Origin of the sequence: Bradyrhizobium sp. B120, assembly GCF_049075665.1 — a bacterium.
Taxonomy (GTDB): Bacteria; Pseudomonadota; Alphaproteobacteria; order Rhizobiales; family Xanthobacteraceae; genus Bradyrhizobium.
In genome coordinates this window covers 4,290,486-4,313,410 of sequence record NZ_CP185242.1, presented here as the reverse complement: position 1 = coordinate 4,313,410, position 22,925 = coordinate 4,290,486, and the positions used below count along the sequence as shown (strand labels likewise).

At 63.3% G+C, this 22,925-nt stretch carries 23 protein-coding genes; 9 read left to right on the top strand and 14 right to left on the bottom strand.

Features of this window, described 5'->3' with window-relative positions; all coding sequences use genetic code 11:
- Nucleotides 1-90 precede the first annotated feature (90 nt).
- Nucleotides 91-516, bottom strand: coding sequence for a DUF3574 domain-containing protein (locus ACOIX3_RS19585; RefSeq protein ID WP_420971457.1), 426 nt, complete (start codon nucleotides 514-516; stop codon nucleotides 91-93).
- Between the two features lie 517 nt (nucleotides 517-1,033).
- Here ACOIX3_RS19585 and ACOIX3_RS19580 point away from each other — a divergent pair.
- Entirely contained in the window at nucleotides 1,034-2,095 is a 1,062-nt protein-coding gene (locus tag ACOIX3_RS19580; protein ID WP_420971456.1) for an AraC family transcriptional regulator, read from the top strand.
- Between the two features lie 317 nt (nucleotides 2,096-2,412).
- Here the strand turns inward: ACOIX3_RS19580 and ACOIX3_RS19575 are convergent, their stop codons facing one another.
- The gene (locus ACOIX3_RS19575) at nucleotides 2,413-2,700 is read right to left on the bottom strand and encodes a hypothetical protein (protein WP_420971455.1); all 288 of its coding nucleotides are present in this window, start codon (nucleotides 2,698-2,700) and stop codon (nucleotides 2,413-2,415) included.
- Nucleotides 2,701-3,436: 736 nt separating this feature from the next.
- On the opposite strand from ACOIX3_RS19575, the gene ACOIX3_RS19570 reads away from it, so the two are divergent.
- The 4 genes from ACOIX3_RS19570 (at nucleotide 3,437) to ACOIX3_RS19555 (ending at nucleotide 6,789) form a co-directional block, all read left to right on the top strand.
- Nucleotides 3,437-3,589, top strand: a complete 153-nt coding sequence (locus tag ACOIX3_RS19570) for a DUF1127 domain-containing protein (RefSeq protein WP_016846063.1) — start codon at nucleotides 3,437-3,439, stop codon at nucleotides 3,587-3,589.
- Between the two features lie 214 nt (nucleotides 3,590-3,803).
- Nucleotides 3,804-5,237: a methylenetetrahydrofolate--tRNA-(uracil(54)-C(5))-methyltransferase (FADH(2)-oxidizing) TrmFO gene (gene trmFO, locus ACOIX3_RS19565; RefSeq protein WP_420971454.1), complete on the top strand. Its 1,434-nt coding sequence runs from the start codon at nucleotides 3,804-3,806 to the stop codon at nucleotides 5,235-5,237.
- Between the two features lie 5 nt (nucleotides 5,238-5,242).
- Nucleotides 5,243-6,355, top strand: coding sequence for a serine/threonine protein kinase (locus ACOIX3_RS19560; RefSeq protein WP_420971453.1), 1,113 nt, complete (start codon nucleotides 5,243-5,245; stop codon nucleotides 6,353-6,355).
- Nucleotides 6,356-6,504: 149 nt separating this feature from the next.
- Complete coding sequence (locus ACOIX3_RS19555; RefSeq protein ID WP_420971452.1) at nucleotides 6,505-6,789, top strand: DUF1488 family protein; 285 nt, start codon at nucleotides 6,505-6,507, stop codon at nucleotides 6,787-6,789.
- A gap of 97 nt (nucleotides 6,790-6,886) precedes the next feature.
- Here ACOIX3_RS19555 and ACOIX3_RS19550 read toward each other — a convergent pair whose 3' ends face one another.
- From ACOIX3_RS19550 to yajC, 5 genes are read right to left on the bottom strand one after another with little or no spacing between them, the layout of a single operon-like run.
- Nucleotides 6,887-7,750, bottom strand: coding sequence for a phytoene/squalene synthase family protein (locus tag ACOIX3_RS19550; RefSeq protein WP_420971451.1), 864 nt, complete (start codon nucleotides 7,748-7,750; stop codon nucleotides 6,887-6,889).
- The gene (locus ACOIX3_RS19545; protein ID WP_420971450.1) at nucleotides 7,747-8,130 is read right to left on the bottom strand and encodes an Mth938-like domain-containing protein; all 384 of its coding nucleotides are present in this window, start codon (nucleotides 8,128-8,130) and stop codon (nucleotides 7,747-7,749) included. Before ACOIX3_RS19545 ends, ACOIX3_RS19550 begins: the two co-directional genes overlap by 4 nt.
- 6 nt (nucleotides 8,131-8,136) lie before the next feature.
- Nucleotides 8,137-9,171 (bottom strand): protein translocase subunit SecF, encoded by a 1,035-nt coding sequence (gene secF, locus ACOIX3_RS19540; RefSeq protein ID WP_420971449.1) that lies wholly within the window; start codon nucleotides 9,169-9,171, stop codon nucleotides 8,137-8,139.
- Nucleotides 9,172-9,181: 10 nt separating this feature from the next.
- Nucleotides 9,182-10,777 (bottom strand): protein translocase subunit SecD, encoded by a 1,596-nt coding sequence (gene secD / locus ACOIX3_RS19535; RefSeq protein WP_420971448.1) that lies wholly within the window; start codon nucleotides 10,775-10,777, stop codon nucleotides 9,182-9,184.
- Between the two features lie 40 nt (nucleotides 10,778-10,817).
- Nucleotides 10,818-11,174, bottom strand: a complete 357-nt coding sequence (gene yajC, locus ACOIX3_RS19530; RefSeq protein WP_212319607.1) for a preprotein translocase subunit YajC — start codon at nucleotides 11,172-11,174, stop codon at nucleotides 10,818-10,820.
- A 190-nt stretch (nucleotides 11,175-11,364) separates the two neighbouring features.
- On the opposite strand from yajC, the gene ACOIX3_RS19525 reads away from it, so the two are divergent.
- From ACOIX3_RS19525 to ACOIX3_RS19515, 3 genes are all read left to right on the top strand, one after another.
- Nucleotides 11,365-12,360, top strand: a complete 996-nt coding sequence (locus tag ACOIX3_RS19525) for an ATP-binding protein (RefSeq protein WP_420971447.1) — start codon at nucleotides 11,365-11,367, stop codon at nucleotides 12,358-12,360.
- Nucleotides 12,361-12,417: 57 nt separating this feature from the next.
- Nucleotides 12,418-12,897, top strand: coding sequence for a hypothetical protein (locus ACOIX3_RS19520; protein ID WP_212319603.1), 480 nt, complete (start codon nucleotides 12,418-12,420; stop codon nucleotides 12,895-12,897).
- Nucleotides 12,898-13,253: 356 nt separating this feature from the next.
- Complete coding sequence (locus tag ACOIX3_RS19515) at nucleotides 13,254-14,882, top strand: porin (RefSeq protein WP_420971446.1); 1,629 nt, start codon at nucleotides 13,254-13,256, stop codon at nucleotides 14,880-14,882.
- A gap of 74 nt (nucleotides 14,883-14,956) precedes the next feature.
- Here the strand turns inward: ACOIX3_RS19515 and ACOIX3_RS19510 are convergent, their stop codons facing one another.
- Together ACOIX3_RS19510 and ACOIX3_RS19505 are read right to left on the bottom strand one after the other, a co-directional pair.
- Nucleotides 14,957-16,333 carry a peptidoglycan DD-metalloendopeptidase family protein gene (locus ACOIX3_RS19510; RefSeq protein WP_420971445.1) on the bottom strand — a complete coding sequence of 459 codons (1,377 nt, stop codon included), beginning with the start codon at nucleotides 16,331-16,333 and terminating at the stop codon, nucleotides 14,957-14,959.
- A 109-nt stretch (nucleotides 16,334-16,442) separates the two neighbouring features.
- Complete coding sequence (locus ACOIX3_RS19505) at nucleotides 16,443-17,093, bottom strand: protein-L-isoaspartate(D-aspartate) O-methyltransferase (RefSeq protein ID WP_420971758.1); 651 nt, start codon at nucleotides 17,091-17,093, stop codon at nucleotides 16,443-16,445.
- A gap of 378 nt (nucleotides 17,094-17,471) precedes the next feature.
- Between ACOIX3_RS19505 and ACOIX3_RS19500 the strand changes: the two genes are divergently transcribed.
- A complete protein-coding gene (locus ACOIX3_RS19500) occupies nucleotides 17,472-17,849 on the top strand; it encodes a response regulator (protein ID WP_026192734.1) in 378 nt (125 codons plus the stop codon).
- Nucleotides 17,850-17,965: 116 nt separating this feature from the next.
- On the opposite strand, the gene surE is transcribed toward ACOIX3_RS19500, so the two are convergent.
- The 5 genes from surE to tatB form a co-directional block, all read right to left on the bottom strand.
- The gene (surE, locus tag ACOIX3_RS19495) at nucleotides 17,966-18,733 is read right to left on the bottom strand and encodes a 5'/3'-nucleotidase SurE (protein ID WP_092113995.1); all 768 of its coding nucleotides are present in this window, start codon (nucleotides 18,731-18,733) and stop codon (nucleotides 17,966-17,968) included.
- Nucleotides 18,734-18,812: 79 nt separating this feature from the next.
- The gene (locus tag ACOIX3_RS19490; RefSeq protein WP_420971444.1) at nucleotides 18,813-19,892 is read right to left on the bottom strand and encodes a hypothetical protein; all 1,080 of its coding nucleotides are present in this window, start codon (nucleotides 19,890-19,892) and stop codon (nucleotides 18,813-18,815) included.
- 13 nt (nucleotides 19,893-19,905) lie between these two features.
- Nucleotides 19,906-21,402: a serine--tRNA ligase gene (gene serS / locus ACOIX3_RS19485; protein ID WP_420971443.1), complete on the bottom strand. Its 1,497-nt coding sequence runs from the start codon at nucleotides 21,400-21,402 to the stop codon at nucleotides 19,906-19,908.
- Nucleotides 21,403-21,589: 187 nt separating this feature from the next.
- On the bottom strand, nucleotides 21,590-22,384 hold the full coding sequence (gene tatC, locus ACOIX3_RS19480) for a twin-arginine translocase subunit TatC (RefSeq protein ID WP_420971442.1): 795 nt from the start codon (nucleotides 22,382-22,384) through the stop codon (nucleotides 21,590-21,592).
- Entirely contained in the window at nucleotides 22,381-22,920 is a 540-nt protein-coding gene (gene tatB / locus ACOIX3_RS19475) for a Sec-independent protein translocase protein TatB (protein ID WP_420971441.1), read from the bottom strand. The genes tatC and tatB overlap by 4 nt, the downstream gene beginning before the upstream one ends.
- Between the last annotated feature and the right edge of the window lie 5 nt (nucleotides 22,921-22,925).

Genomic DNA, 22,925 nt, shown 5'->3' with positions numbered 1-22,925 from the left:
GATTTCCTTCGCGATGCCGGCGAGTGGCCCCTGGCTGGCGACTAACCCTGCGCGCGCGATCGGGATGGATGTTGCGGTTACAGCGAGAGGTCAGAACGATGCGCAAGTGGTCGAGAGCGTGAGGCCGACCGACTGCTGATGAAAGCGCTGCCTGTATGCGGTGCCGATCTGTGTCAAGCGTGCCAAGGTCTCCGGCGTCTCGGCAGCGATGATGCGCACGACAAAGGACGGCTCGTGGGTGATCCGGCCGGTGTCCGGGTCGCGCCACTGGCCGAAGGCCCTGAGCTGGGTCAATCCATCTGGAAAGCGCGGCGTCACCTCCCTCAGAAGGAAGTCCGACCACTGGGCGTCCGATACGCGGCCATGTCCGGCGATACGGCGTCCAAACAGCAGTTCAGCCTGCATCATCGACTTGCCATTTATCAGTTGGCACGACGTTGCTGCGCCTTCGGCGATGGATGTGTTAGTTCCCGCAACGAGGACAAGCCACGTCGCGACCAGGATCAGTGCGCGCATGAAGTTCGAACTTAGAGCTTTGCCACTGCCGGCAACGTCTTGGGTTTTGCGGTCCGGACAACGATCCAGGCAAATCGGACCATTCCGAGGAACACAGCAAGTACGTCGATGATACCCATGGCAAGCCTGACGTCGCCCGGCGCGATTTCAACACGTAAAAGTAGTGCCAAAATACCTTCCTATCCTTCTGCGCGGGCCAATCTTGCGCCATGGGCTTTAGCGACTTGTCCGCCCGGCGGCTTGGACAGGCGCGACAACGCATTGGATGAGAACGACCTGGCGGGTCAGTATTTCGAAATTTGTATGCGTTTCGGCCAATGGACGTGCGGTCCACCTCGGACTGCAAATGGCCGCAGGGCGAACCACGGATGGAGCATGCCTAGGGCGCTTTGACACAGCCGATTCATTGATTGGAAGCCCCTGCGTCGCGTGCGGTTTTTGCCACCGAACCGCGTGGCCTTGATGAACCAGACGCGGCAATTCGGCGACACCTGTTGCGACAGCCCTGAGTTTCCCGATGACCTCGACAGCCGACGACGTTGCACTTTCCCGGTTTTCCCTGGAAGATTTTGCCGAGCAGGACCGCGTGGCCGCATGGCGTGATCTGTACGGCCGGCTGGTGCTGAAGGCCGACCTCACGCCACTGCCGGATCATTCTTTGCATGCGGACGTGACCGTGCGGACGCTGCCCGGGCTGTCCATCACGTCGGCCAGCATGTCGGCGTTTCGCTACGAGCGGGGTGCCGAGCAGTTGGCGGATGGCAACGACGGACTTGTCCTGGTGATGAGTTCGCACGATGCCATGATGGTGCAGCGTGGATGCGAGGTCACGTGGGGCGCCGGTGACGGGCTGTTGGTCAGCTCGGCGGATCCGGCAGCGATGGTCTGCCCTGCCCCGGCGACGATCCTGTGCCTTCACGTTCCACGGCAGGCGCTGGCGCCGCTGGTGAGCAGCGTCGATTCCTCCGTGATGCAACCTATTGCGTGCTCCACAGAAGCGTTGAAATTGTTGGTGAACTATGTTGGAGCGCTGCAGGAGGATTATGCGCTTGCCACGCCTCAGCTACGGCACCACGTGGCCTCGCATGTGCACGATCTGATCGCTGTGGCGCTCGGCGCAACGAGAGATGCCGCGGCTCTTGCCGATGGGCGGGGCGTCCGCGCAGCGCGGCTGCGTGCCATCAAAGCCGACATCATCGACCATCTCAATCATGGGAGTCTCACGGTTGCGACTGTAGCGCGGCGGCACGCCGTCACCCCGCGCCAAGTACAACGAATGTTTGAAGCCGACGGGACCACATTTTCACAATTCGTGCTTGGGAGCCGTCTCGCACGAGCGCATCGATTGCTCGTCAATCCGCGCTACGCCGATCGGCCTGTGAGCGCGGTCGCTTTTGAGGTCGGTTTCGGCGACGTGTCCTATTTCAACCGCACCTTTCGCCGGCAATACGGAGCGGCCCCCTCGGATGTGCGTGAATCGGCGCGAAGAGGGCTGTTCATCGGCACTCCATACAGAACACGAGAGGGGCATTCGATCGGTGCGCCCGCGCGGCGCGATGGCGCCCGCCCGCCGGAATAGGACGATTACATCGAGCGTTTGTCGCGGGCGAAGCACCGCCCCTTTCGGCAATCCGCAACATGGACTGGTGGGTCTTCAGATTGCCCAAATGGGCCGACCAATACCGCAAGCTCCGCGAACACACATCGAGGTCGGCTATTTCGCCACCCAACTCGCCAAGGCGCCATAGAGCAACGCTCGTAACCGGCCGCTTCGATAAGCTTCGAAGCGTGATTGCGAGCAGTGGTTTTCTGATTCAATCCGAACCGATCACGCGGTACGCAAACCAAAGGGCCGACTGCCCCAGGCAATCGGCCCTTATCGCCATGATCAAAAGCTTACTTCGCCATGCTCTCTTCGGCGGCCTTGCTGAGGTGCGCGCCGCATGCGCCCCACTTGTTGTTCAGCATCGCGTCCTGCGCGAGCGAGACTTCCTTCTCCGCCGCGAATTTGACCTCATTGTCGGCCATAGCTTCGACCGCAGCTTCAGTCTTGCCGAAATTGGCACCGCTGCAGCCGACGCCCATATGATGGCGATGAGCGGCCTGCGCGGGAGCAGCGACAGCATAAGCAACGGCAGCCATGCTGACTGCGGCGATGAATGTTTTAATCATGGGATGATCCATCTCTTGTTCTTGGACAGATCCCTGCGTGATTGCGGAATCTGCAGCGCAATTATTCGCTGTTCCCGCCGCCGTTCAGAATGAACTTCGCGCGATACGAATGTGATGAGCGCTGCACGCGGATCGCGCATGCGTTGCATAGTGTTTCGATTACATGTCGGTAAGGAAGCGGCGCCGCATTAGCTTTGCTGCCAACGTTCACATCAATCGAAATGCACGTCCGACAATCCTCAGCACATTCCGCGCGACACGCCGGACGCGACGGAGATCCGCACGACGGCGTGAGGACCGAATTACCTCTCGCGTCAATGCGACTGATTGACGCTACGCCCATCCAGGGGGCGCTCGCACCAAAATATGAACTCATAATCATTCTAATGTCATCTTGCCGCATGCGAATCACGCATGGAACACATCGATGTGATCCAGCGAGCGAGGGTGCCGAAAAACTTGATTAGGCGGTCTGTAATTACCATATATTCAATGTGATTTGGCTTATCAGAATTCCATCAACCGATTGATTTCAGGAATATTTTTGCGATTCACCGTGCGCCGGCGGAACTTTCGTTTACAGGCCTGCTCGCCAACCGCCAAACGGTTAACCAGAACTTACCGCCGCCATGCGTTTTGGGTCTAGCTGCATCGCACCATTGGAACTACCGCGCCGCACCATATCATCTATATTCACTTCAACGATGAGGCTTTGGAAAAGCTGAATCTGAATTACTAGGAGACTACCATGTTGCTCTCGCTCATCCGCATGATCCAGGCTTTCCGGGATTATCAGCGCAATGTCAGCGAACTGTCCCAGCTCAGCGATCGCGAACTGGCCGATATCGGCCTCGACCGCTCGGACATTCCGCGCGTTGCCGCCGGTACCTACAACGGCTAATCGGCCGCAAGCCATCTGATGAACGGATAACGCCCGCTTCCACAGCGGGCGTTCTCGTTTTCAGAGCCCATCCCGTTCCAACGGCATCGGAACGGGATGGGCTCGGGTCCTAGGTTTGACGCGTTTTCTTCACGCGAACCGGTACCCACTTCGCTTGAAACGCTCTGGTGCAGTTTCAGATGCATATGGCCTCGAAACGCGCTAACGCTGCGCGATGACACCGCATCAATCCTCTTCCCAACCCGTGCACATCGTGGGCGCGGGGCTCGCCGGCTCGGAAGCCGCCTGGCAGGTTGCCAATTCCGGCGTCCGTGCAGTCCTGCATGAAATGCGCCCGCATCGGATGACCGAGGCGCATCGGACCGAGGGCTGCGCCGAACTGGTCTGCTCGAATTCCTTCCGCTCCGACGATGCCGCCAACAACGCGGTCGGGCTGCTGCACGCCGAGATGCGGCGGCTGGGCTCCCTCATCATGCGCTCGGCCGATGCCAACCAGGTGCCCGCCGGCGGTGCGCTGGCGGTCGACCGCGACGGCTTCTCCGCTGCCGTCACCAAAGCGCTGAACGAACATCCGCTGATCGAGATCAGCCGCGAGGAAGTCGCGGGCCTGCCGCCGGCCGACTGGAGCAACGTGATCGTCGCCACCGGTCCCCTCACCTCGGCGCCGCTCGCCGACGCCATCAGGCAGCTCACCGACGAGAACGCGCTGGCGTTCTTCGATGCGATCGCACCGATCGTGCACAAGGATTCCATCGACATGTCGGTGGCCTGGTTTCAGTCGCGCTACGACAAGGTCGGTCCCGGCGGCACCGGCGCCGATTACATCAACTGCCCGATGACCAAGGAACAATATGACGCCTTCGTCGCGGCGCTGCTCGACGGCGAGAAGGTCGACTTCAAGGATTGGGAGACCAACACGCCCTATTTCGACGGCTGCCTGCCGGTCGAGGTGATGGCCGAGCGCGGTCAGGAGACGCTGCGCCACGGGCCGATGAAGCCGGTGGGATTGACCAATCCGCACAATCCGACGGTCAAGGCCCATGCGATCGTCCAGCTGCGGCAAGACAACAAGCTCGGCACGCTCTACAACATCGTCGGCTTCCAGACCAAGCTGAAGCATGGCGCGCAGCAGCGCGTGTTCCGCACCATCCCGGGCCTTGAGAACGCGGAGTTCGCCCGCCTCGGCGGCCTGCATCGCAACACCTTCCTGAATTCACCGAAGCTGCTCGATAGCCAGCTGCGCCTGCGCGCGCAGCCGCGGCTGCGTTTCGCCGGCCAGATGACCGGCTGCGAGGGTTACGTCGAGTCGGCCAGCGTCGGCTTAATTGCGGGCCTCTGCGCTGCCGCCGACATGCGCGGCACCGCGCTGACGCCACCGCCCGCCACCACCGCGCTCGGCGCGCTGCTCGGCCACATCACCGGTGGCCATATCGAGACGATCGACGCCGGTTCGCGCTCGTTCCAGCCGATGAACATCAATTTCGGTCTGTTCCCGCCGCTGGCCAGCCCTCCGACCAAGAAGCCGGACGGCTCACGCCTGCGCGGCAACGAGAAGACGGTCGCCAAGAAGCAGGCGATCAGCGCGCGGGCACTCGCCGACCTCGACCACTGGATCGCAGAGCACCTGCGCGTTGCGGCAGCGGCCTGACGGTCATGAGCTTGCCGAAAGACGACGACGCCACCCTGTCGGCGCGATGGAGCCAGGGCGTGCTGCTCAAGCGCGATGTGTTCTCGACCGTCGAGCGCGGCCGTTTCCGGAGCGATGACGGTGAGGTCGAGGGCGTCCTGCGCCGGCTCGATCAGGTGCCGTTCTGGTCGTTCGCCGTGGCGCTGCATCTGTTTGCGCGCGAACGCCGCGCGCTGACCCTGGCGCGCGATCTCGACGTCGGCCCCAAGCTGTTGTGGGCAGGCAGGCGCGCGCTGGTGCGCGGCTTCATCGACGGCGCAGCGCTGCATCTGGCGAAGCCGCATGGCGACGTCGCCTATTTCCGCTCCGCCAAGGCCGCGTTACGCAAGCTGCATCGCGCCGGCATCTGCCATAACGACCTCGCCAAGGAGCAGAACTGGCTGGTCGGCCGCGACGGCCGCGCCTACCTCACCGACTTTCAGCTTGCTGCCTGCTTCAAGAGCCGAAGCCGGCTGTTCCGCATCGCGGCCTACGAGGATTTGCGGCATCTGTTGAAGCACAAGCGCAGCTACGCGCCGGAGGCGTTGACACCGATGGAGCGCAAGGTGCTCGCGAAGAAGTCCGCGGTCGCCAGCGTCTGGCTCAAGACCGGCAAGAAGGTCTATCAGGCGATCACCCGCGGCATCTTCAATTTCACCGACCGAGAGGGCGGCGGCCGGCGACTGGTCAACGACGCGCCGGTGCTGGTCGATTTGATCCGCAGGAACCCCGACGTGCGCGACACCGCGATCGTCGCCTTTGCCGACCGGCGCGTCGGCGTCGGGCTCTACGCCTTCGTCGAGGCCGACCAATCCGCGCTGGAAAAGACGCTGCGCAACGAGCTTGCCGCCGCCAAGGGCGTCAAGCCGCCCGAACACATCCAGATCGTGCATGCATTGCCGCGCGATGCGGCCGGCAAGCCGCGCACCGAAATCCTGCAACTCGTCGCCATGAACCAGATCGACCTGATCGAACCGATGATGCGCAGTGACGCCGATCGCGAGTTCCTCAAGGACATCCTCGAGCAACGCAAGAATCTGCGCGACCGCTTCAATTTCGAAGTTGCCGAGATGGATCGGCCGGCGGGCCAAGCGCGATGAGATCGGATTTGATCGACGTCGCGCTTTGGGTCGTTGCTTGAACGCGATCTCCGCATCGACGCTGCGCACTTCCGGGCGCGCAGCTCTCGACAAACGCAGCGCGACGCGCCAATCTTGTGAGGGGGTATCGCGCTCAAGGGACTAGCTTAATGCCACTGACCCGTGGCCGTATCGGGGGATATGATGCCGAGCGGATGGCGTTCGGATTCACCATGATGTACGGCGACCAGGAAATTGAATGCCAGATCAGCGACGCTGCAATGGACGAATTGGCCGGCACGCGTGGAACGGCGAGCATCGCTCGCCAGGCCCAGTTCGTTGCGCTGCGCGACGCCGTCGAACGGATCGCATCCGACATCTTTGACAGCGGCCCGGTGGTCAAAGGCGCGACGATCCGGATCTTCACCAAGCACATCTCGAAGGAACAGAGCTAAAGCGCGATGAGATTGCGTTGAATCGTCATCGCGCTTTCGATTCTTGTTTTAGCATGATCTTTTCGGAAAACCGCTTCGCGCTTTTCCGGATCATGCTCTAGCGACCGAACTCTTCGGTGCGCGCAGCTCGCCACAACGTCCAGAGCGTGCGCAAGCGCGACGCCGGCTTCGGCAGGAACGGATCGTAGTCGGTGCTCCTCACCCGGTTCAGCTCGCGCCTGACGTGAGCGAGCGGAAGGAAGATCGGCCTCACGCCGGACGGCACATCCGCAAGCAGCCCGAATGCGGTCTTGAGATGGCCCTGAGCCTCGTCCGCCAGCTGATCGATCGCAGCACGGATGTTCGGCGTGGGCTTGCCGGCAAACACCTCCTCCTTGCTGCTGCCGTGCTGCTGCAGCAGCTGGACCGGCAGAAACAGCTGCTGCCGCGCGGCGTCGCGGCCCAGCGCCGCGATGACCTGCGCCATGCCCTGGGCGAGGCCGGCATGACGGGCCAGGTGATCGATCGCCTCCGATGGCCGCGCCACCACGCGCGTGGCCTGCGAAAACAGCGCCGATGCGGTGGCGTCGAGGTAGCCCTCGAGCGCGGCCAGCGACGGCATCGGGTCGTTGTAGAGATCGAACTGATGCTCCTCGACCAGGAGTGAGAATGGCGAGACCGGCAGGCGGTGATTGCGGATCGCATACAGCAGCTCTGCCGCAACCGGATTGCCCTCGACGCCGCCGTGTCCGGCCCCGGCCAGCATGTCGGTCCACCATTGCAGCCGCATCTCGCCGGGCAGCGGTTGGCTGACCTGCTCGTGCACGCGCGAGACCTCGATGTTGAAGGCGTACATCGCGAGCAGCGCCCGGCGCTCCGGACCCGGCACGAACAAGGTCGACGCATAGCGCACGAAGTCATGGGTCCGCACCAGATCGGCGCAGAACGCCGCGCCGTCGGTCGGCGCCTCCGTCGTACTCATGGCACCGCGATCAGCGCCGCCGCGACGCGACGCCGCTCGCCCAGCATGATGTTGTAGGTGCGGATCGCGGGGCCCGTCTGCATCGGGTCGAGCACCACCCGCACCGCGCGCAGGGCCTCGCGCAGGCCCTTCGGCGGCACCCAGACCTCGGTGCCGGTGCCGACGATCAGCGTGTCGATCGCATTGGCGGCCGCGAATACCTTCTGCAACGAATATTCGTCGATCTCCTGCGGCCGCGTTACCGGCCAGGCCCAGATCGCATCGGGCAGGCACAGCAGCGAGCCGCGATGCGACATATCGGCAAACGCGAATCCGCCCTTGCCGTAGGCCTCGATCGGCGCCGACCTCGGAAGATGGGGAGCGTCCGAGGAGTTGCTCATGACCGGCTACTTCTTGGCTGCCGCGGCGTCCGGCTTCTTGGCCGGCGCGTCCTGCGCCTCGCCCCGTGTGGTGTGAACCCCGAGATAGATCAGGATGGGCGCCGCGATGAAGATCGAGGTGTAGGTGCCGACCAGCACCACGCCGAACATCATGACCGCGGTGAAGCTGTGGATCGCGTGGCCGCCGAACAGCAGCAGCGCGAGCAGCGCCAGGGTCACGGTGACGTGGGTGATGATCGAGCGCGACAAGGTCGAGTTGATCGATTCGTTGAGCAGCTGCGGCATCGGCATCTTCTTGTAGCGCCGCAGCATCTCGCGGATACGGTCGTAGATGACGACGGTGTCGTTGAGCGAGTAGCCGAGAATCGTCAGCAGCGCCGCGATGCTGGTGAGATCGAAATCGACCTGGGTGATCGACATGAAGCCGATCGTCAGCACGATGTCGTGGACGTTGGCGATCATGGCACCGAGCGCGAACTGCCACTCGAACCGGAACCAGAGATAGATCAGGATGCCGACGATCGCGAGCATCAGGCCGAGCATGCCGAAGGCGAGCAGTTCGCCGGAGACGCGCGGTCCGACCACTTCAACCCGGCGGTAATCGACGGACTCGCCGAGCGAGGCGCGGATCTTGCCCACCGCATCCTGCTGTGCCTTGTCGCCGCCCGGCTGCTCGGCGACGCGGATCTGCACGTCGGCCTCGCCCGAACCGCCGAGCTGCTGCAGCTGCACCTCGCCGAGACCAAGACCGTTCAACGTCGTGCGCATCGCGGCGATGTCGACGGTGCCGGACTTGGCCCGCACTTCCAGCAGCGTGCCGCCCTTGAAGTCGATGCCGAAATTCAGGCCATGGGTGAAGAACAGCGTGATCGCGACGATCGAGAGCAGTGCCGAGATCGGGAAGCTGATGCGGCGAAAGCGTGTGAAGTCGAAATGCGTGTCGTCGGGCACGATGCGCAGCGCCGGCATCAGCCCGAGCGCCGCGACCACGGTCAGCACGGCGATCAGGATGCCAAGGCCAATCAGAACGGTATGAGTCACAATAGGCCTCTCAGATCGGCACGGTTTGCGGCCGCTTCCACCGCACCCACCCGGCGACGATCAGGCGCGTCAGGGTAAAGGCGGTGAACACCGTGGTGATGATGCCGATGCCGAGCGTCACGGCAAAGCCGCGCACCGGTCCGGTGCCGATGTAGAACAGCACGGCGGCGGCGATGAAGGTGGTGATGTTGGAGTCGAGGATGGTCGCCAGCGCCCGCTTGAAGCCGGCGTCGATCGCCGAGATCGCGTTGCGGCCGCCGCGCAGTTCCTCGCGGATGCGCTCGTAGATCAGCACGTTGGAGTCGACCGCGATGCCCACCGTCAGCACGATGCCGGCGATGCCGGGCAAGGTCAGCGTGGCGTTGAGCAGCGACAGCAGCCCGAAGATCATGGCGACGTTGATGGCCACCGCGATGTTGGCGAACACCCCGAACAGCCGGTAGGTGATCAGCATGAACACGATGACCAGGATCGAGCCGACATAGGCCGCGAGCTCGCCCTTCTCGATCGAGTCCTGCCCGAGACCGGGACCGACGGTGCGCTCCTCGACCACGGTCAACGGCGCCGGCAGCGCGCCGGCACGCATCAGGATCGCCAGATCGTTGGCGGACTGCACCGTGAAGCTGCCGGAGATCTGCCCCTGCCCGCCGGTGATCGGCTCGCGAATCACGGGCGCCGAGATCACCTTGCCGTCAAGCACGATCGCAAACGGCTGGCCGACGTTATCGGCGGTCGCCTGAGCGAATTTGCGAGCACCCGACGTATTGAACTTGAAGCTGACGATCGCCTCACCGGTGCGCTGGTCAAAACCGGGTTGAGCGTCGGAGAGTTCAGCTCCGGAAACGAGCACCTGCTTCTTCACGATGTACGGAACCGGCGGCGGCGATGCGCTCACGAGCCGCTCTGAATCCGGTGGCACCACGCCCTGATCGGGCGACACCGTGGTGTCGACCATGCGGAATTCCATCTTCGCGGTCTTGCCGAGCAGCTCCTTCAGATGGGTCGGGTCCTGCAGACCCGGCACCTGCACCAGGATGCGATCGGTGCCCTGACGCTGGATCAACGGCTCGACGGTGCCGAGTTCGTTGACGCGCTTCTCGACGATCTGGATCGACTGCTCGATGGTCTTGCGCATGCGATCGAGCATGGCCGCTTGCGGTATCGTCATGCGGATCAGCCCGCCTCCGGCGTCCGCTACCTCAAGATCGCGCTGCCCGCTCGATCCGATCAGGCCGCCGATCGGCTGCGCGATCTCCCGAAGTTTGGCCAACGCCGCTGGAACATCGGCCTCCTTCGCGATCCGGGCCTCGACGCCGTCGTTGCGGATTACGATTCCTCCGATGAAGCCGATCCGGGCATCGCGCAGCGCCTTCCGGGCATCGTCGCGGATCTGTTCGAGCTTCTCCTTCTTTACATAGTTGGAGTCGACCTCGAGCAGGAGATACGAGCCGCCCTGCAAATCGAGGCCGAGAACGAGGCGCCGCTGCGCCCAGGCCGGCCAGGTCTTGACCTGCGCCTCGGGGAAGAAATTGGGCACGGCGCACAGGCAGACCACCAGCGCTGTCAGGATAATCCCCAGCGCTCGCCACCGCGTGAAATACAACATCGAATTGACCTGTCAGATTCGGCAAAGGGCTCCGCGGCAATCAGCTCGCGGACGCCTCGTCCTTGGCATCGCCCTTCGCCGGCTCACCCTTGGTCCGCACGCCCGAAATCATCTGGCGCATCTGCCGCACGCGAACGCCGTCCGAAATCTCGAACTCGATCTGGTCGTCGTCGACCACCTTGGTCACCTTGCCGACGAGCCCGCCCGTGGTCACCACGGTGTCGCCGCGGCGGATGTTCTTCACGAGGTCCGCATGATCGCGCACCTTCCGCTGCTGCGGGCGCAGAATCAGGAAGTACATGATGACGAAGATCAGCGCGAATGGCAGCAGCGACATCAACATGCTGTTGGTATCAGTGCCAGCTCCAGCCTGAGCAAACGCAGGAGTAATCAGCATTCAGACGATCCTCGGATAAGACGGGAAAGGACCGGCAGCGCCCTCGGGTTCGGGGCGGTATGGCGGTCCGGACAAATTCGCGCGGACTATAGCGGCCGCGGTCCCAATTGCAACGTTAACGGACCGTCATTTAGGGCGCTTGCGGGACCGCCGCCAGCCCGATAAGGCTGCGCCGTCAGGAACTGGACAAATGCCGAAAAAAGCCAAGAAATCCGCCAGCAAAACTACCAGTAAAACAGCCCGCAGAACCGCCCCTCAAGCTGCCGCCAAGCGTGCCGCAAACGCCGCGACAAAACGCCCGGTAATGCCGCTCGACGGCGCCACTGCCGAGCGGATCGCGAACGCCCTGGAGACCATTGCGAGCCGCCTTGCGGCCGCCTCCCCGGCCCCCGATCCGGCTGAGACGTTCGGTGCCGCGGACGCCTTTGTCTGGCATCCGGACGGACGCCTCGCCCCGGTGCCGCGCGTCAGCCGCGTCGAGATCGGCCTGCTCAAGGGCGTCGACCGGATGCGCGATATCCTGATGGAGAATACCGAGCGCTTCGCCAACGGACTGCCCGCCAACAATGCGCTGCTGTGGGGTGCCCGCGGCATGGGCAAGTCGTCGCTGGTCAAGGCGACGCATGCCAGCCTCAATGTCGATCGCAAGCCGGCCGACCGGCTGAAGCTGATCGAGATCCACCGCGAGGACATCGAGAGCCTGCCCGGCCTGATGGAGCTGCTGCGCAGCTCCTCGTTCCGCTTCATCGTGTTCTGCGACGACCTCTCCTTCGACGGCAACGACGCGTCGTACAAGTCGCTCAAGGCGGTGCTGGAAGGCGGTATCGAGGGACGCCCCGAGAACGTCATCCTGTATGCGACCTCGAACCGGCGGCATCTCCTGGCACGCGAGATGATCGAGAACGAGCGCTCGACCGCGATCAATCCGGGCGAAGCGGTCGAAGAGAAAGTGTCGCTGTCGGACCGCTTCGGTCTCTGGCTCGGCTTTCACCGCTGCAGCCAGGACGAGTACCTCGCGATGGTGAAAGGCTATTGCGACCATTACGGCATCAAGATCGCCGAGGACGAACTCGAGCGCGAGGCGCTCGAATGGTCGACGACCCGCGGATCGCGCTCCGGCCGCGTCGCCTGGCAGTACACGCAGGAACTCGCCGGCCGGCTCGGCGTGCGGTTGAGCGGGACATAACGCGAGCCGCACGTCGCGGCCCTTCTGAATTCGGTGCGGCATGGGTACACTCGACTTATGCCGGCCGAACCCAGCACGACTGCAAGACAATGTGGCGAGTGCACCGCTTGCTGCGATGGCTGGCTGAAGATCCGGATACGTGGCCACGACGTCCATCCGGGGCAGCCGTGCCCGTTCAGCAGCGCGGGCAAATGCACGATCTACGACGAGCGTCCGGTCGATCCGTGCCGGAAATTCGTCTGCGGCTGGCTTACGCCGACAAGCCCGCTGCCCGACTGGATGCGTCCGGATAGATCCGATGTCATCTTTCTTCCGGCAAGCTTTGTCTGGCGCACCATTCCGGTCGACGTTGCGGTTGCCATCGGCGCTCGTCCGAAGGCCAAGGCGCGCGCGTGGCTGGAAGCCTTCAGCCGCGACGCGCGCCGTCCCCTGCTGCTGCAATCGGACGGAGATTGGCACGCGTTTGGACCGCCGCAATTCCTGAGCGACATGGTCGAACGTCTCTCAGACGAGCGAGACCCCTGGCAACCGGTCTAGGCCTCCGGCCAGGCGCGAGTTCGCTTGGAACTCGGCAGAAACTGGCATCCATTATTCCAAACTAAACCTCGTTTCCGCACTGCAATATTTTATATCAGCATTGCTGTCTTATTTTTGAGATTGAATTTCTGATCAGGCATTCAACCACATGCATGTAAGTCAAATCTTATTCCAAAATCCAAGATGCGACAAATTGATGCAGTGCAATAGTATCATAGTACCATTTAAGTCACATCGGGTGTTTATCTGCCTGAGCTCGCCTGCATCCATGTATCTGGTGTGTGGTATACATTAACGTTCCTCCACTTTGTGACCCTCAGCACACCGCTGAGGCGCTCTGACAAAGGGGGGATTAGATGAAGAAGGGACTTCTCGCCGGAACCGCACTCGCGGCGATCGGCCTGGCGCTCACGCAACAGCCGGTGCAGGCAGCAACGCTCGACGACGTGATGGCGCGTCTGGATGCGCTCGAACGAAACAATGCGAAGCTCGCGAAGGAGAATGCACAGCTCCGGGATCGCGTGAACAACATCACAAGCCGCAGCGCCGCGCCCCCTGCGGCAACCACAACGCCAAAGGGCAACCCGGTGCAGCATGCCGGCGTCGCGCCCTCCCCGAAGCCACCGGCGCCCGAACATGCCGTCGTCAGCATCGGAGGCGCGCCACTCTACAGCAAGGCGCCGGGCGGCAACGCCTTCGTCGACAACACCACCGTCACGCTTTACGGCCACGTGGATCTATCCGGCGACGTCTTCAACGCCGGCGTGTTCGATCAGGGCACCAAGTTCGGCGTGGCAAGCAACCTCACCTTTTTCGGCGTCCACGCACGTCACGATCTCGCACCGTATGGCTTCGCCGGGTGGGCCGCCGTCGCCCAGTTTGAATCCCTCGTCGAAGTCGCCGCGGTTCCGACCGAGCGTGCCGCGCTCGGAACGCGCGACAGCTTCATCGGGATGGCAACGCCGTGGGGCACGATCAAGGCTGGCAAATCGGATACGCCCTACAAGAAGGCCACATCGAAGTTCGATCCGTTCTCGGCGACGCTCGGCGACTACAACTCGATCATGGGCAATACCGGCGGCGACCTGCGCGCGGAATTCGATTGGCGCGCGGCCCATGCGCTCTGGTACGAATCGCCGGTCTGGAACGGCTTCCAGACCACGCTGATGATCTCGCCCGGGCAGAACACCGCAAAGGACAACAGCGATTTCGCGCTCGGCGACTTCAACTGCCCCGCCACGTCTGCGCGCGGCAGCGGCAGCGGCTTCCCGCTGACGGCGGCGCCCGAAGGCTGCACCGACGGCTCGTACGGCAACCTGTACAGCGCGTCGCTGACCTACAATCAGGGACCGTTCACGGCGGTCGCCGCCTACGAGCTGCATGAGGGCACCAACCGCACCGGCGACGAGGCCGTCACGCCGTTGAGCAACGGCGGCGTGCTGATCGTTCCGCCGGGATCCGTCGGCATCGCCAACGAATGGGCCGCGAAGATCGGCGCCGGGTATCGCCTCGACGACGGCATCGGCAAGCTGCAGCTCTACGGCATCTACGAGGTGATGCGGCGCGAGAACACCGTGGCCGACTTCAACGAGCGGTCGCGCGACGGCTACTTCCTCAGCGCCACCCAGAGCGTCGGCGCCTGGGACGTCAGCGCGTCATGGGCCCACGCCAACGCCTCTCCCGGCTCGCCCGGCACCGGCGTATTCAACAACTACACCGTCACTCCGGCACCGGGATCGGCCGACTTTGCGCTCAACTCGGTGGACAGCAGCGCCGATCAGTATGCGGCCGGCATCAAGTACCACTTCAGCCCGTTTGCGACCTGGTACCTTGTCGGCAGCTACCTGCGCAACGGCCCGGGCGCGCATTACTGCCTCGGCGTGAGCGGTCATGGGTATGGCATATGCGGCCGCGACGCCAACAACAACGTGGTCGCCGGCAACAAGGCGAGTGCTGTGACCACAGGCATGACCTTCGACTTCTAGAGCTAAGCAAAACGGGGGAGGCTTGCGCCTCCCCCGTTGTCTTTGTTGCGAGACTTGGAAGTCCCGGCGCGCACCTACGCGCCGTTGAGGAACTGGAGCGGATCGACCGGAGACGATCCCTTGCGAATTTCGAAGTGGAGCTGCGGCGAGCCCGCCTCGCCCGACTGGCCCGACTTGGCGATCACCTGGCCGCGCTTGATGGTATCGCCGCGCTTCACCAAAATTTCGCTCGTGTGGGCGTAGGCGGTGACGTACCCATTGGAGTGGCGAACCAGCACGAGATTGCCGTAGCCCTTCAGCTCATTGCCCGAATAGGCGACGACGCCGTCCTCGGCCGCCTTCACCGGCGTGCCTTCGGGCACCGCGACGTTGATGCCGTCATTGACCTTGCCGTTGGTCTTCGAGCCGTAGGCGGTGATGACCTTGCCGCGCACCGGCCAGCGGAACGTCGGCAATGCGCCGGTGGCTTCGCTCGACTTGGTGGCAACGGGCGCCTCTGCGGCGGCCGCCGGCTGTTCGACGGTCGCGGTCGGCTGAACCAGCCGCGCGCTCTGCTGCGGCAGCGCCGTGGCGACGACCTTCGGGGCCGCCATGGCCGGTGCCGGGGCAACCGCGACGGGTGCGGCAGCAATGCCTTGCGCAACCGGCGCCGGAGCCGCCATCGCCGTCTTGGCGCCGGGCACCACCAGCTTCATGCCGAGGCTGAGCCGGGCCGACTGATCGAGATTGTTGGCGCGAGCAAGCTCAGCCACGGGAATGTGGTGCTGGCGCGCGATGCTGTGCAGCGTGTCGCCGCGATTGACAAAGTGGACGCCGGCAGGCGCGGCTGCCACGGCAACGGGCCGCGTCGCCGGCGCAGCCATCGCCGGCGCTGCGGCGGCGGCCATCGGGCGCGGAATGACCAACTGCTGGCCGGGCGACAGCGCGCGCGGCCCCTTGTAGCCATTGGCGCGCAGGATCTCGGCGGTCGAGACGTTGTAGCGGCGCGCCAGCACTTCGAGCGTATCGCTGGTGCCGACGATGATGGTGGTGCCGCTGTGTCCGGCGTGCGCAGCAGCGACCGATTGCGGAACGGTGCCGGTGGCCTCGATCTGCGGGCGCGCCGGCGGCGGCGTGTAGGACGAAAGCCCGCGCCCACCTCCGGAAACGCCCGCGTTGGCGACCGGGTAGGACTGCGGCGCCGCAACCGGCGGCGGCAACGGCTGTGACTGGTACTGTGAATATTGCGGTTGCGTTCGCGGCCGCGCGTATTGCGGCAACTCGCGCGGCGGCTGTGCCTGCACGGTGCCGGTCGGCTGCGGATCAAACGCAAACGGATTTTGCGAGTAGGAATTTTGCGAGAAGCGCGACGACATGTCGGCGCTGCAACCGGCAAAAGCCATGGACATCAGCGTCAGCACCGCAACCTGCGGTACGCGACGCGAGCGAAGCAACTCGACAACCCCAGACATGGTTACTCACTCGTACGCAACAAAAGACTGTTTTGAGTAAACACCTCGCGAGTAAATAACCGCTTAACCCTGCGAATAAGGCGTTGGCGCCAAGCAGCAAATCGCCAAATTACAATTCGCGGGCGATTCCCGGCAGCGCCGGCACAAAGCGGACGTCGACCAATTCCTTGCGGTCGAAGCCGCTCTGCGTCCGCACCACGCGGACCAGGGTCTGGGTACCCTGATGCGGCCCGACCGGGGCGATCAGGACACCGCCGGGATCGAGCCGCTCCAGCAGCTTCTCCGGGATCTGCTCCATCGCCGCGGTGACGATGATGCGGTCGAAATCGCCGGCCCCGGCCGGAACGTCGAAGCCGTCGCCGAGCAGCACCTCGATGTTGTAATAGCCGAGCTTTTCGAGGCGCTTGCGGGCACCGTCGGCCAGCGTCCGGTAGCGCTCGATGGTCAGAACCTGCTTGCACAGCCGGGACAGCACGGCCGCCTGGTAACCTGAGCCGGTGCCGATCTCAAGCACGCGGTGGTCCTTCTGCAGCTGCAGCTGCTCGGTCATGTAGGCGACGACGAAAGGCTGGCTGATGGTCTGCCCGCAGGCGATCCCAAGCGCGCTGTCGCGGTAGGCCTCGTTGCGATCGCGCGGATCGACGAACACCTCGCGGGGCACCTCCTCCATGGTGCGCAATACCGCCTGATCGCTGACCCCTCGCCGCCGCAGGGTGAGCTGAAACATCATCTTCTCGGTCGGATCGGGCTTCACGGCCATGTTCGTCAGCGTCTCTAGGCGGCAGCGCGGAATCTTGCCCTGGCTTGATGCCATTGAAATCCGAAATACCGCGTTAAGGAAAAATTTCCCGTCACCATTTGTTCCCGGTCAGGAACCAGCAGTCCGATTTCGTGTTGGCGCCAACGCGGCAGCTTCCCATATAATCGATAGCGATGCGCGGCTAACGCCCAGGCGCAGGGGCTCTGGTTGTACGGTTTGCACCCGGTCGGAGACTGGACGAATCCTGCGCAACAAGTCAGTCAGAATGATCCGGCGACGCAGCGCCGCGCGCTGGAAACCGACCAATACCCAAACGTTTGCATTGCGCCTTTTAGTGTTATTTGCGAGCCTATTTCAGGGACGGGCAAGGATTCCATCATGACAGCGATACGGCCGGCGGGCTGTTCAGTTTTCCTCGTGGAGGACGAGGTCATGATCCGGATGATGGTCGCCGACATGCTGGAAGAGCTCGGCCATAGCGTCGCGGCCGAGGCCGGCGAGATCGGCGAAGCGGTGAAGCTCGCGCAATCGACCGAATTCGACCTCGCGATCCTCGACGTCAACGTCAACGGCAAGGTGATCACGCCGGTCGCCGAGCTGATCAACGCCCGCAACCGCCCCTTCATCTTCGCGACCGGTTATGGCTCGTCCGGCCTGCCTCCGGAGTATCGCGATCGTCCGGCGCTGCAAAAGCCCTTCCAGCTGGAAACGCTGGCGCAGGTGATCTCCAGCGCGATGAAGGGCGCGCCGGTTTAAACCTGACCCGCATTCGTAGCCCGGATGCAGCGAAGCGCAATCCGGGACCGCTCTCTGTGCGCTAAAGATTTCCCCGGATTTCGCTGCGCTTCATCCGGGCTACAGATTCCCCTGCATCACTTCAACGTCGCGGTCAGCGCTTCCGAAAATGCCTCATCGGTGCGGTCGAGCCGCAGCGGCGTCACCGAGACGTAGCGCGCCGCGAGCGCCGCGAGATCGGTGCCTTCGGCCGGCGCATCCATCATCGCCGCGCGCTCGAAGCCGATCCAGAAATACGGATTGCCGCGTCCGTCGTGACGACGATCGATCTTCAGGAAACCCTGATTGCGCTTGCCCTGCCGCGTGATCCGGATGCCCTTGACGTCGTCGGGCATGCAGGACGGGAAGTTGACATTGATGACGGTGTTCCGGGGAACGCCTGCGCCGATCACCTTGCGGATGATGTCGGGTCCGAATTTCAGCGCGGTCTCCCACAGCGGCGCGTTGCGCGTCTCGATCGAGAACTCCTGCGACAGCGCAAATGACGGAAAGCCCAGGATGGTGCCTTCGAGCGCGCCGGCGATGGTGCCGGAATAGACCACGTCCTCGGCGACGTTGCGGCCCTTGTTGACGCCGCTCAGCACGAGATCGGGCAGCTTGTCTCCGAGGATGTGTCGCGCACCCATGATGACGCAATCGGTCGGCGTGCCGCGCACCGCGAAGTGACGCGGGCTGACTTCGCGCAGACGCAGCGGATCGTTGAGCGACAACGAATGCGAGACGCCGGACTGGTCGAGCTCGGGGGCGACGATCCAGACGTCGTCGGACAATGAGCGTGCGATCTGCTCGACGACCTGCAGGCCGGGGGCGTGGATGCCGTCATCATTGGTGCAGAGAATTCGCATCCGTCAAAGTGCCTCTTGTTCCGATACGACGCGGGTTTCTTGAATTGCGGCTTCTAGAGTTGATTGCCGTCTTAACCGGCTAGGGGCGCGGAGGCAAACCCGACGAAGGCCCGCGCCATCGCGCCGACGTGACGCGCCACGGATGCACGAATCTGCCGCTGCCGGCGATCTTGCGGTCGAACACCGGCCAGGCCGGTCGGGCTGGCCGCCGAACAACCGCAACAATGGACGCCAGCGGCGCTGCCTCGAGTTTTCGGGCCGGCGCCGCCTGGCGCAGTTCGGACTTGGGAGCTTCGGACTTGAGGGGCTCAGTCTTCGCAGGTTCAGCTTTGGCGGGTTCGACCTTGGCAGCTTCAGGCTTGAGAGCTTCAGGCTTGGGAGCTTCGACCCTGGGCGATTCAACCTTGGGCGGTTCACTCCTTCGAGTTTCGGGCCTGCGCGGCTCGACCGGCGCAGTCTGGCGAAGCTCCGCTTTGGAGACCTCAGTCCCGGTGGGTTCGACCTTGCCAGGTGCAGACGTGAGTGCCTCGGGCCTGAGCGGCACAGGCTTCGCGGCCTCAGCCCTCGGGGCTTCGACCTTCCGGGATTCAGGCTTGAGCAGCTCGGGAGCCGAAGCCGCCTGGAGAAGCTCCGGCCTCGGAGCCATCGGCAGCTCCGATTTGGGGAGCTCGGATCTGACGGGTTCAACCTTGCGAGGCTCAAGCTTCGGCGGTTCAGGCTTCGGCGGTTCAGGTTTGGGCGGCGGCGGCGCGGGCGCCTCCTGGGCCGGCTTTGCGACGGGCGCGGCCGCAACCGATTTCGATTTCAGCCTCGCCAGCAGCTCCTCGATCGAGGGCACCGATTCCGCGTCAAGCGGAGCACGCGGCGCGGCCGGCGGTGTGGCCCGGACCGGAGGCGGCGGCGACGCGACGGCTGCCGGCGCGGGCAGATCGGCCGGCGCCAGGTGGACGAACTTGCCGCGCGCGATCTCCAGCGCCCTGTCGAAATCGGGCCTGTCGATCCAGGCCTTCGACTGCACCTCGGTCACGCGGGCTTCCCACAAGCGCGCGGCCTCGATGTCGTAATAGCCCATCTGCTTCTGATTGATCAGCTGCAGACCGTGGCCCGTGACGGCCCATTGTCGACCAAGCCAGTGGATGTCACGGTGGAGCGGCATCACACTGGCCCTCGCCTTACATGCCGTGCTCGATGACCTTGAGCCCACCCATATAGGGCTGCAGCACATCGGGCACCGCGATCGAGCCATCCTGCTGCTGATAGGTCTCCATGACGGCGATCAACGCGCGCCCGACCGCCGTGCCGGAACCATTCAGCGTATGCACGAAGCGCGGCTTGCCGTCGGGGCCGCGATAGCGCGCGTCCATCCGACGCGCCTGGAAATCCCCGCACACCGAGCAGCTCGAAATCTCGCGATAGGCACCGCCATCGCCCTGCCCCGGCATCCACACCTCGATGTCATAGGTCTTCTGTGCGGAGAACCCCATGTCGCCGGCGCACAGCGTCATCACCCGATAATGCAAATCGAGCTTCTGCAGCACCTGCTCGGCGCAGGACAGCATGCGCTCGAGCTCGTCCTTGCTGGATTCGGGCGTCGTGATCGACACCAATTCGACCTTCGTGAATTGGTGCTGCCGGATCATGCCGCGCGTATCGCGTCCCGCAGCTCCAGCTTCGGCGCGGAAGCACGGCGTCAGCGCCGTGAGCCGCATCGGCAGCTCTTTTTCGTCGAGGATGGATTCGCGCGCGAGGTTGGTCAGCGGCACTTCCGCGGTGGGAATAAGCCAAAGCCCTTTCGGCAACATCTCCCAAATCTGCTCTTTGAGCCGCCGGGCCTGATAGGATTTCGCGATCAATTCGCGTTCGATATCTTTGGTATGCCCAGTCGGAATGGCCTTCTCGAGTCTACGTCTGAGTTCATCGATAAGTTCTTCAACTGACGCCAAGCGGGCCTTCTTCTCGTCGGGGTCAACTGGACGAAAAGAACCAAGTTCGGAAACGCGAGTATTGAAGAATTGATCGTCTTCAAATTTTGGCAATTGTCCCGTGCCAAACATTACGTCGTCACGTACCAAAAGTGGGGGGGCTATCTCGGTGTAGCCGTGCTCGCCTGTGTGCAAATCGAGCATGAACTGCCCGATCGCACGCTCCAATCGCGCGAGCCCCTTCTTGAGCACGACAAAGCGCGCGCCCGACAATTTCGCCGCCGCCTCGAAATCCATGTCGCCGAGCGCGGTGCCGAGATCGTCATGCAGCTTCGGTGTGAAACCGTAGTCGCGCTTCTTGCTGAACACGTGATGCTGAACGTTGCCGTGCTCGTCCGCGCCATCCGGAACGTCATCTAGCGGCAAGTTTGGAATTTCGGAAAGAGCTTTCTTGAGCTCCTCGCCTAGTTCCTTCTGCTCAAGCTCCAGCGTCGCAATGGAATTCTTACATTCTGCAACCTCAGCCCTCAATTGCTGTTCCGCAGCTTCATCGGCCCTGGCCTTAGCTTGATGTATCTTGTCAGATGCCACCTTTCGCCGGGATCGCCAGCTCTCCAGAACCCTGCTGATCGCCTGCAGATGCCCATTGAGAGATAGGAGATGCTGCGCTTGAGGGCGTAACCCTCGACGTAGCAGCCCTTGATCGAAGGCTGTCGGGTTGTCGCGGATCGCTTTGATGTCGTGCATGGGTCAGTCCTGGCGGGTCTACGCGTAGGCAAATTACGGTTGTTTAGCTCCACTACCACGATGGTCATCACCCGCGAAAGCGGGTGATCCAGTATTCCAGAGACGTCAGCGCGTCGCCGAGAAGCCGCGGCGTACCGGATACCCCGCTTTCGCGGGGTATGACGCCCGGATCTGTGACGAAATCACCCTACTCGGCCGGATTGGTCGCCGACGGCGCGCTCGAGGTCGTGGCCTTCTTCTCCACGATCCCGACCGCGATGATGGCCCCCTCGTAGAGCAAGAGCAGCGGGATCGCGAGCGAGGCCTGGCTCAGCACATCGGGCGGCGTTAGCACGGCGGCGATGATGAAGGCGATCACGATGAAGTAGCGCCGCTTCTCCTTCAGCATCTTCGAGGTGACGATGCCGATGCGGCCGAGCAGCGTCAGGATCACCGGCAGCTGGAACGCGATGCCGAAGGCGAAGATCAGCGACATCATCAGCGAGAGATATTCGCCGACCTTGGGCAGCAACTGGATCTGCGCCGTCTCCGTGCCCGCCGCCTGCTGCATGCCGAGCGAAAAGCGGGTCAGCATCGGGAAGACCACGAAATAGACCATCATCGCGCCGAGCACGAAGAACACCGGCGTCGCGATCAGATAAGGCAGGAACGCGTTGCGCTCATGCTTGTAGAGCCCGGGCGCCACGAACATGTAGACCTGCCCAGCAACGATCGGAAACGAGATGAAGGCCGCCCCGAACATTGCAAGCTTGAGCTGCGTCAGAAAATATTCCAGCAGCGCGGTATAGATGAATTTGGAATTTTCCGGCCCTGCCACCCAGATGAAGGGCCAGACCAGGACGTTGAATATCTGCTTGGCGAAGAAGAAGCAGATGATGAAAGCGACGCCGAAGCCGAGCAGCGCCTTGATCAGCCGCGAGCGCAGCTCGATCAAATGATCCATCAAGGGGGCCTTGCTGGCCTCGATATCTTCGGCGCTCATGACGCCCTCGCGTCCTTGAGCACGTCAGGCTGTGGCGGTGTCTCGTCCTGCGCCGGCTCGGGCTTCACCTCGCCGGTGATCGCGAGCGGCTCGCCGGCGGCACCGTGCGCCTCAGCCTCGACGAAGGTTTCCGGTGTCGGCGGTGCGGGTGTTGTCGGAGTGACCGGTGCGTCGCTTGACGTTACCTGTGCGTCACTTGACGTCACCGGCGCGTCGATCGCGGAGGCGACCTGCGCATCGACCGGCTTGTCGATCTGCAGGGCGTCGCTGACGTCCTTGTGCAGCGAGGTCATGATGTTGCCGCTGGTGATGCCGGTTGCGGCCTCCCTGACCTCGTCAAAACTCTTCTTGAGGTCGGCCATCTCGGCCTCGCGCATGGCTTCCTGGAACTGGCCCTGGAATTCGGAGGCCATCTTGCGAGCCTTGCCCATCCATTGCCCGACCATGCGCAGCACGCCCGGCAGCTCTTTCGGGCCGATGGCGATCAACGCGACGACCGCGATGACGACCAGTTCACTCCACCCGATATCGAACATGAATT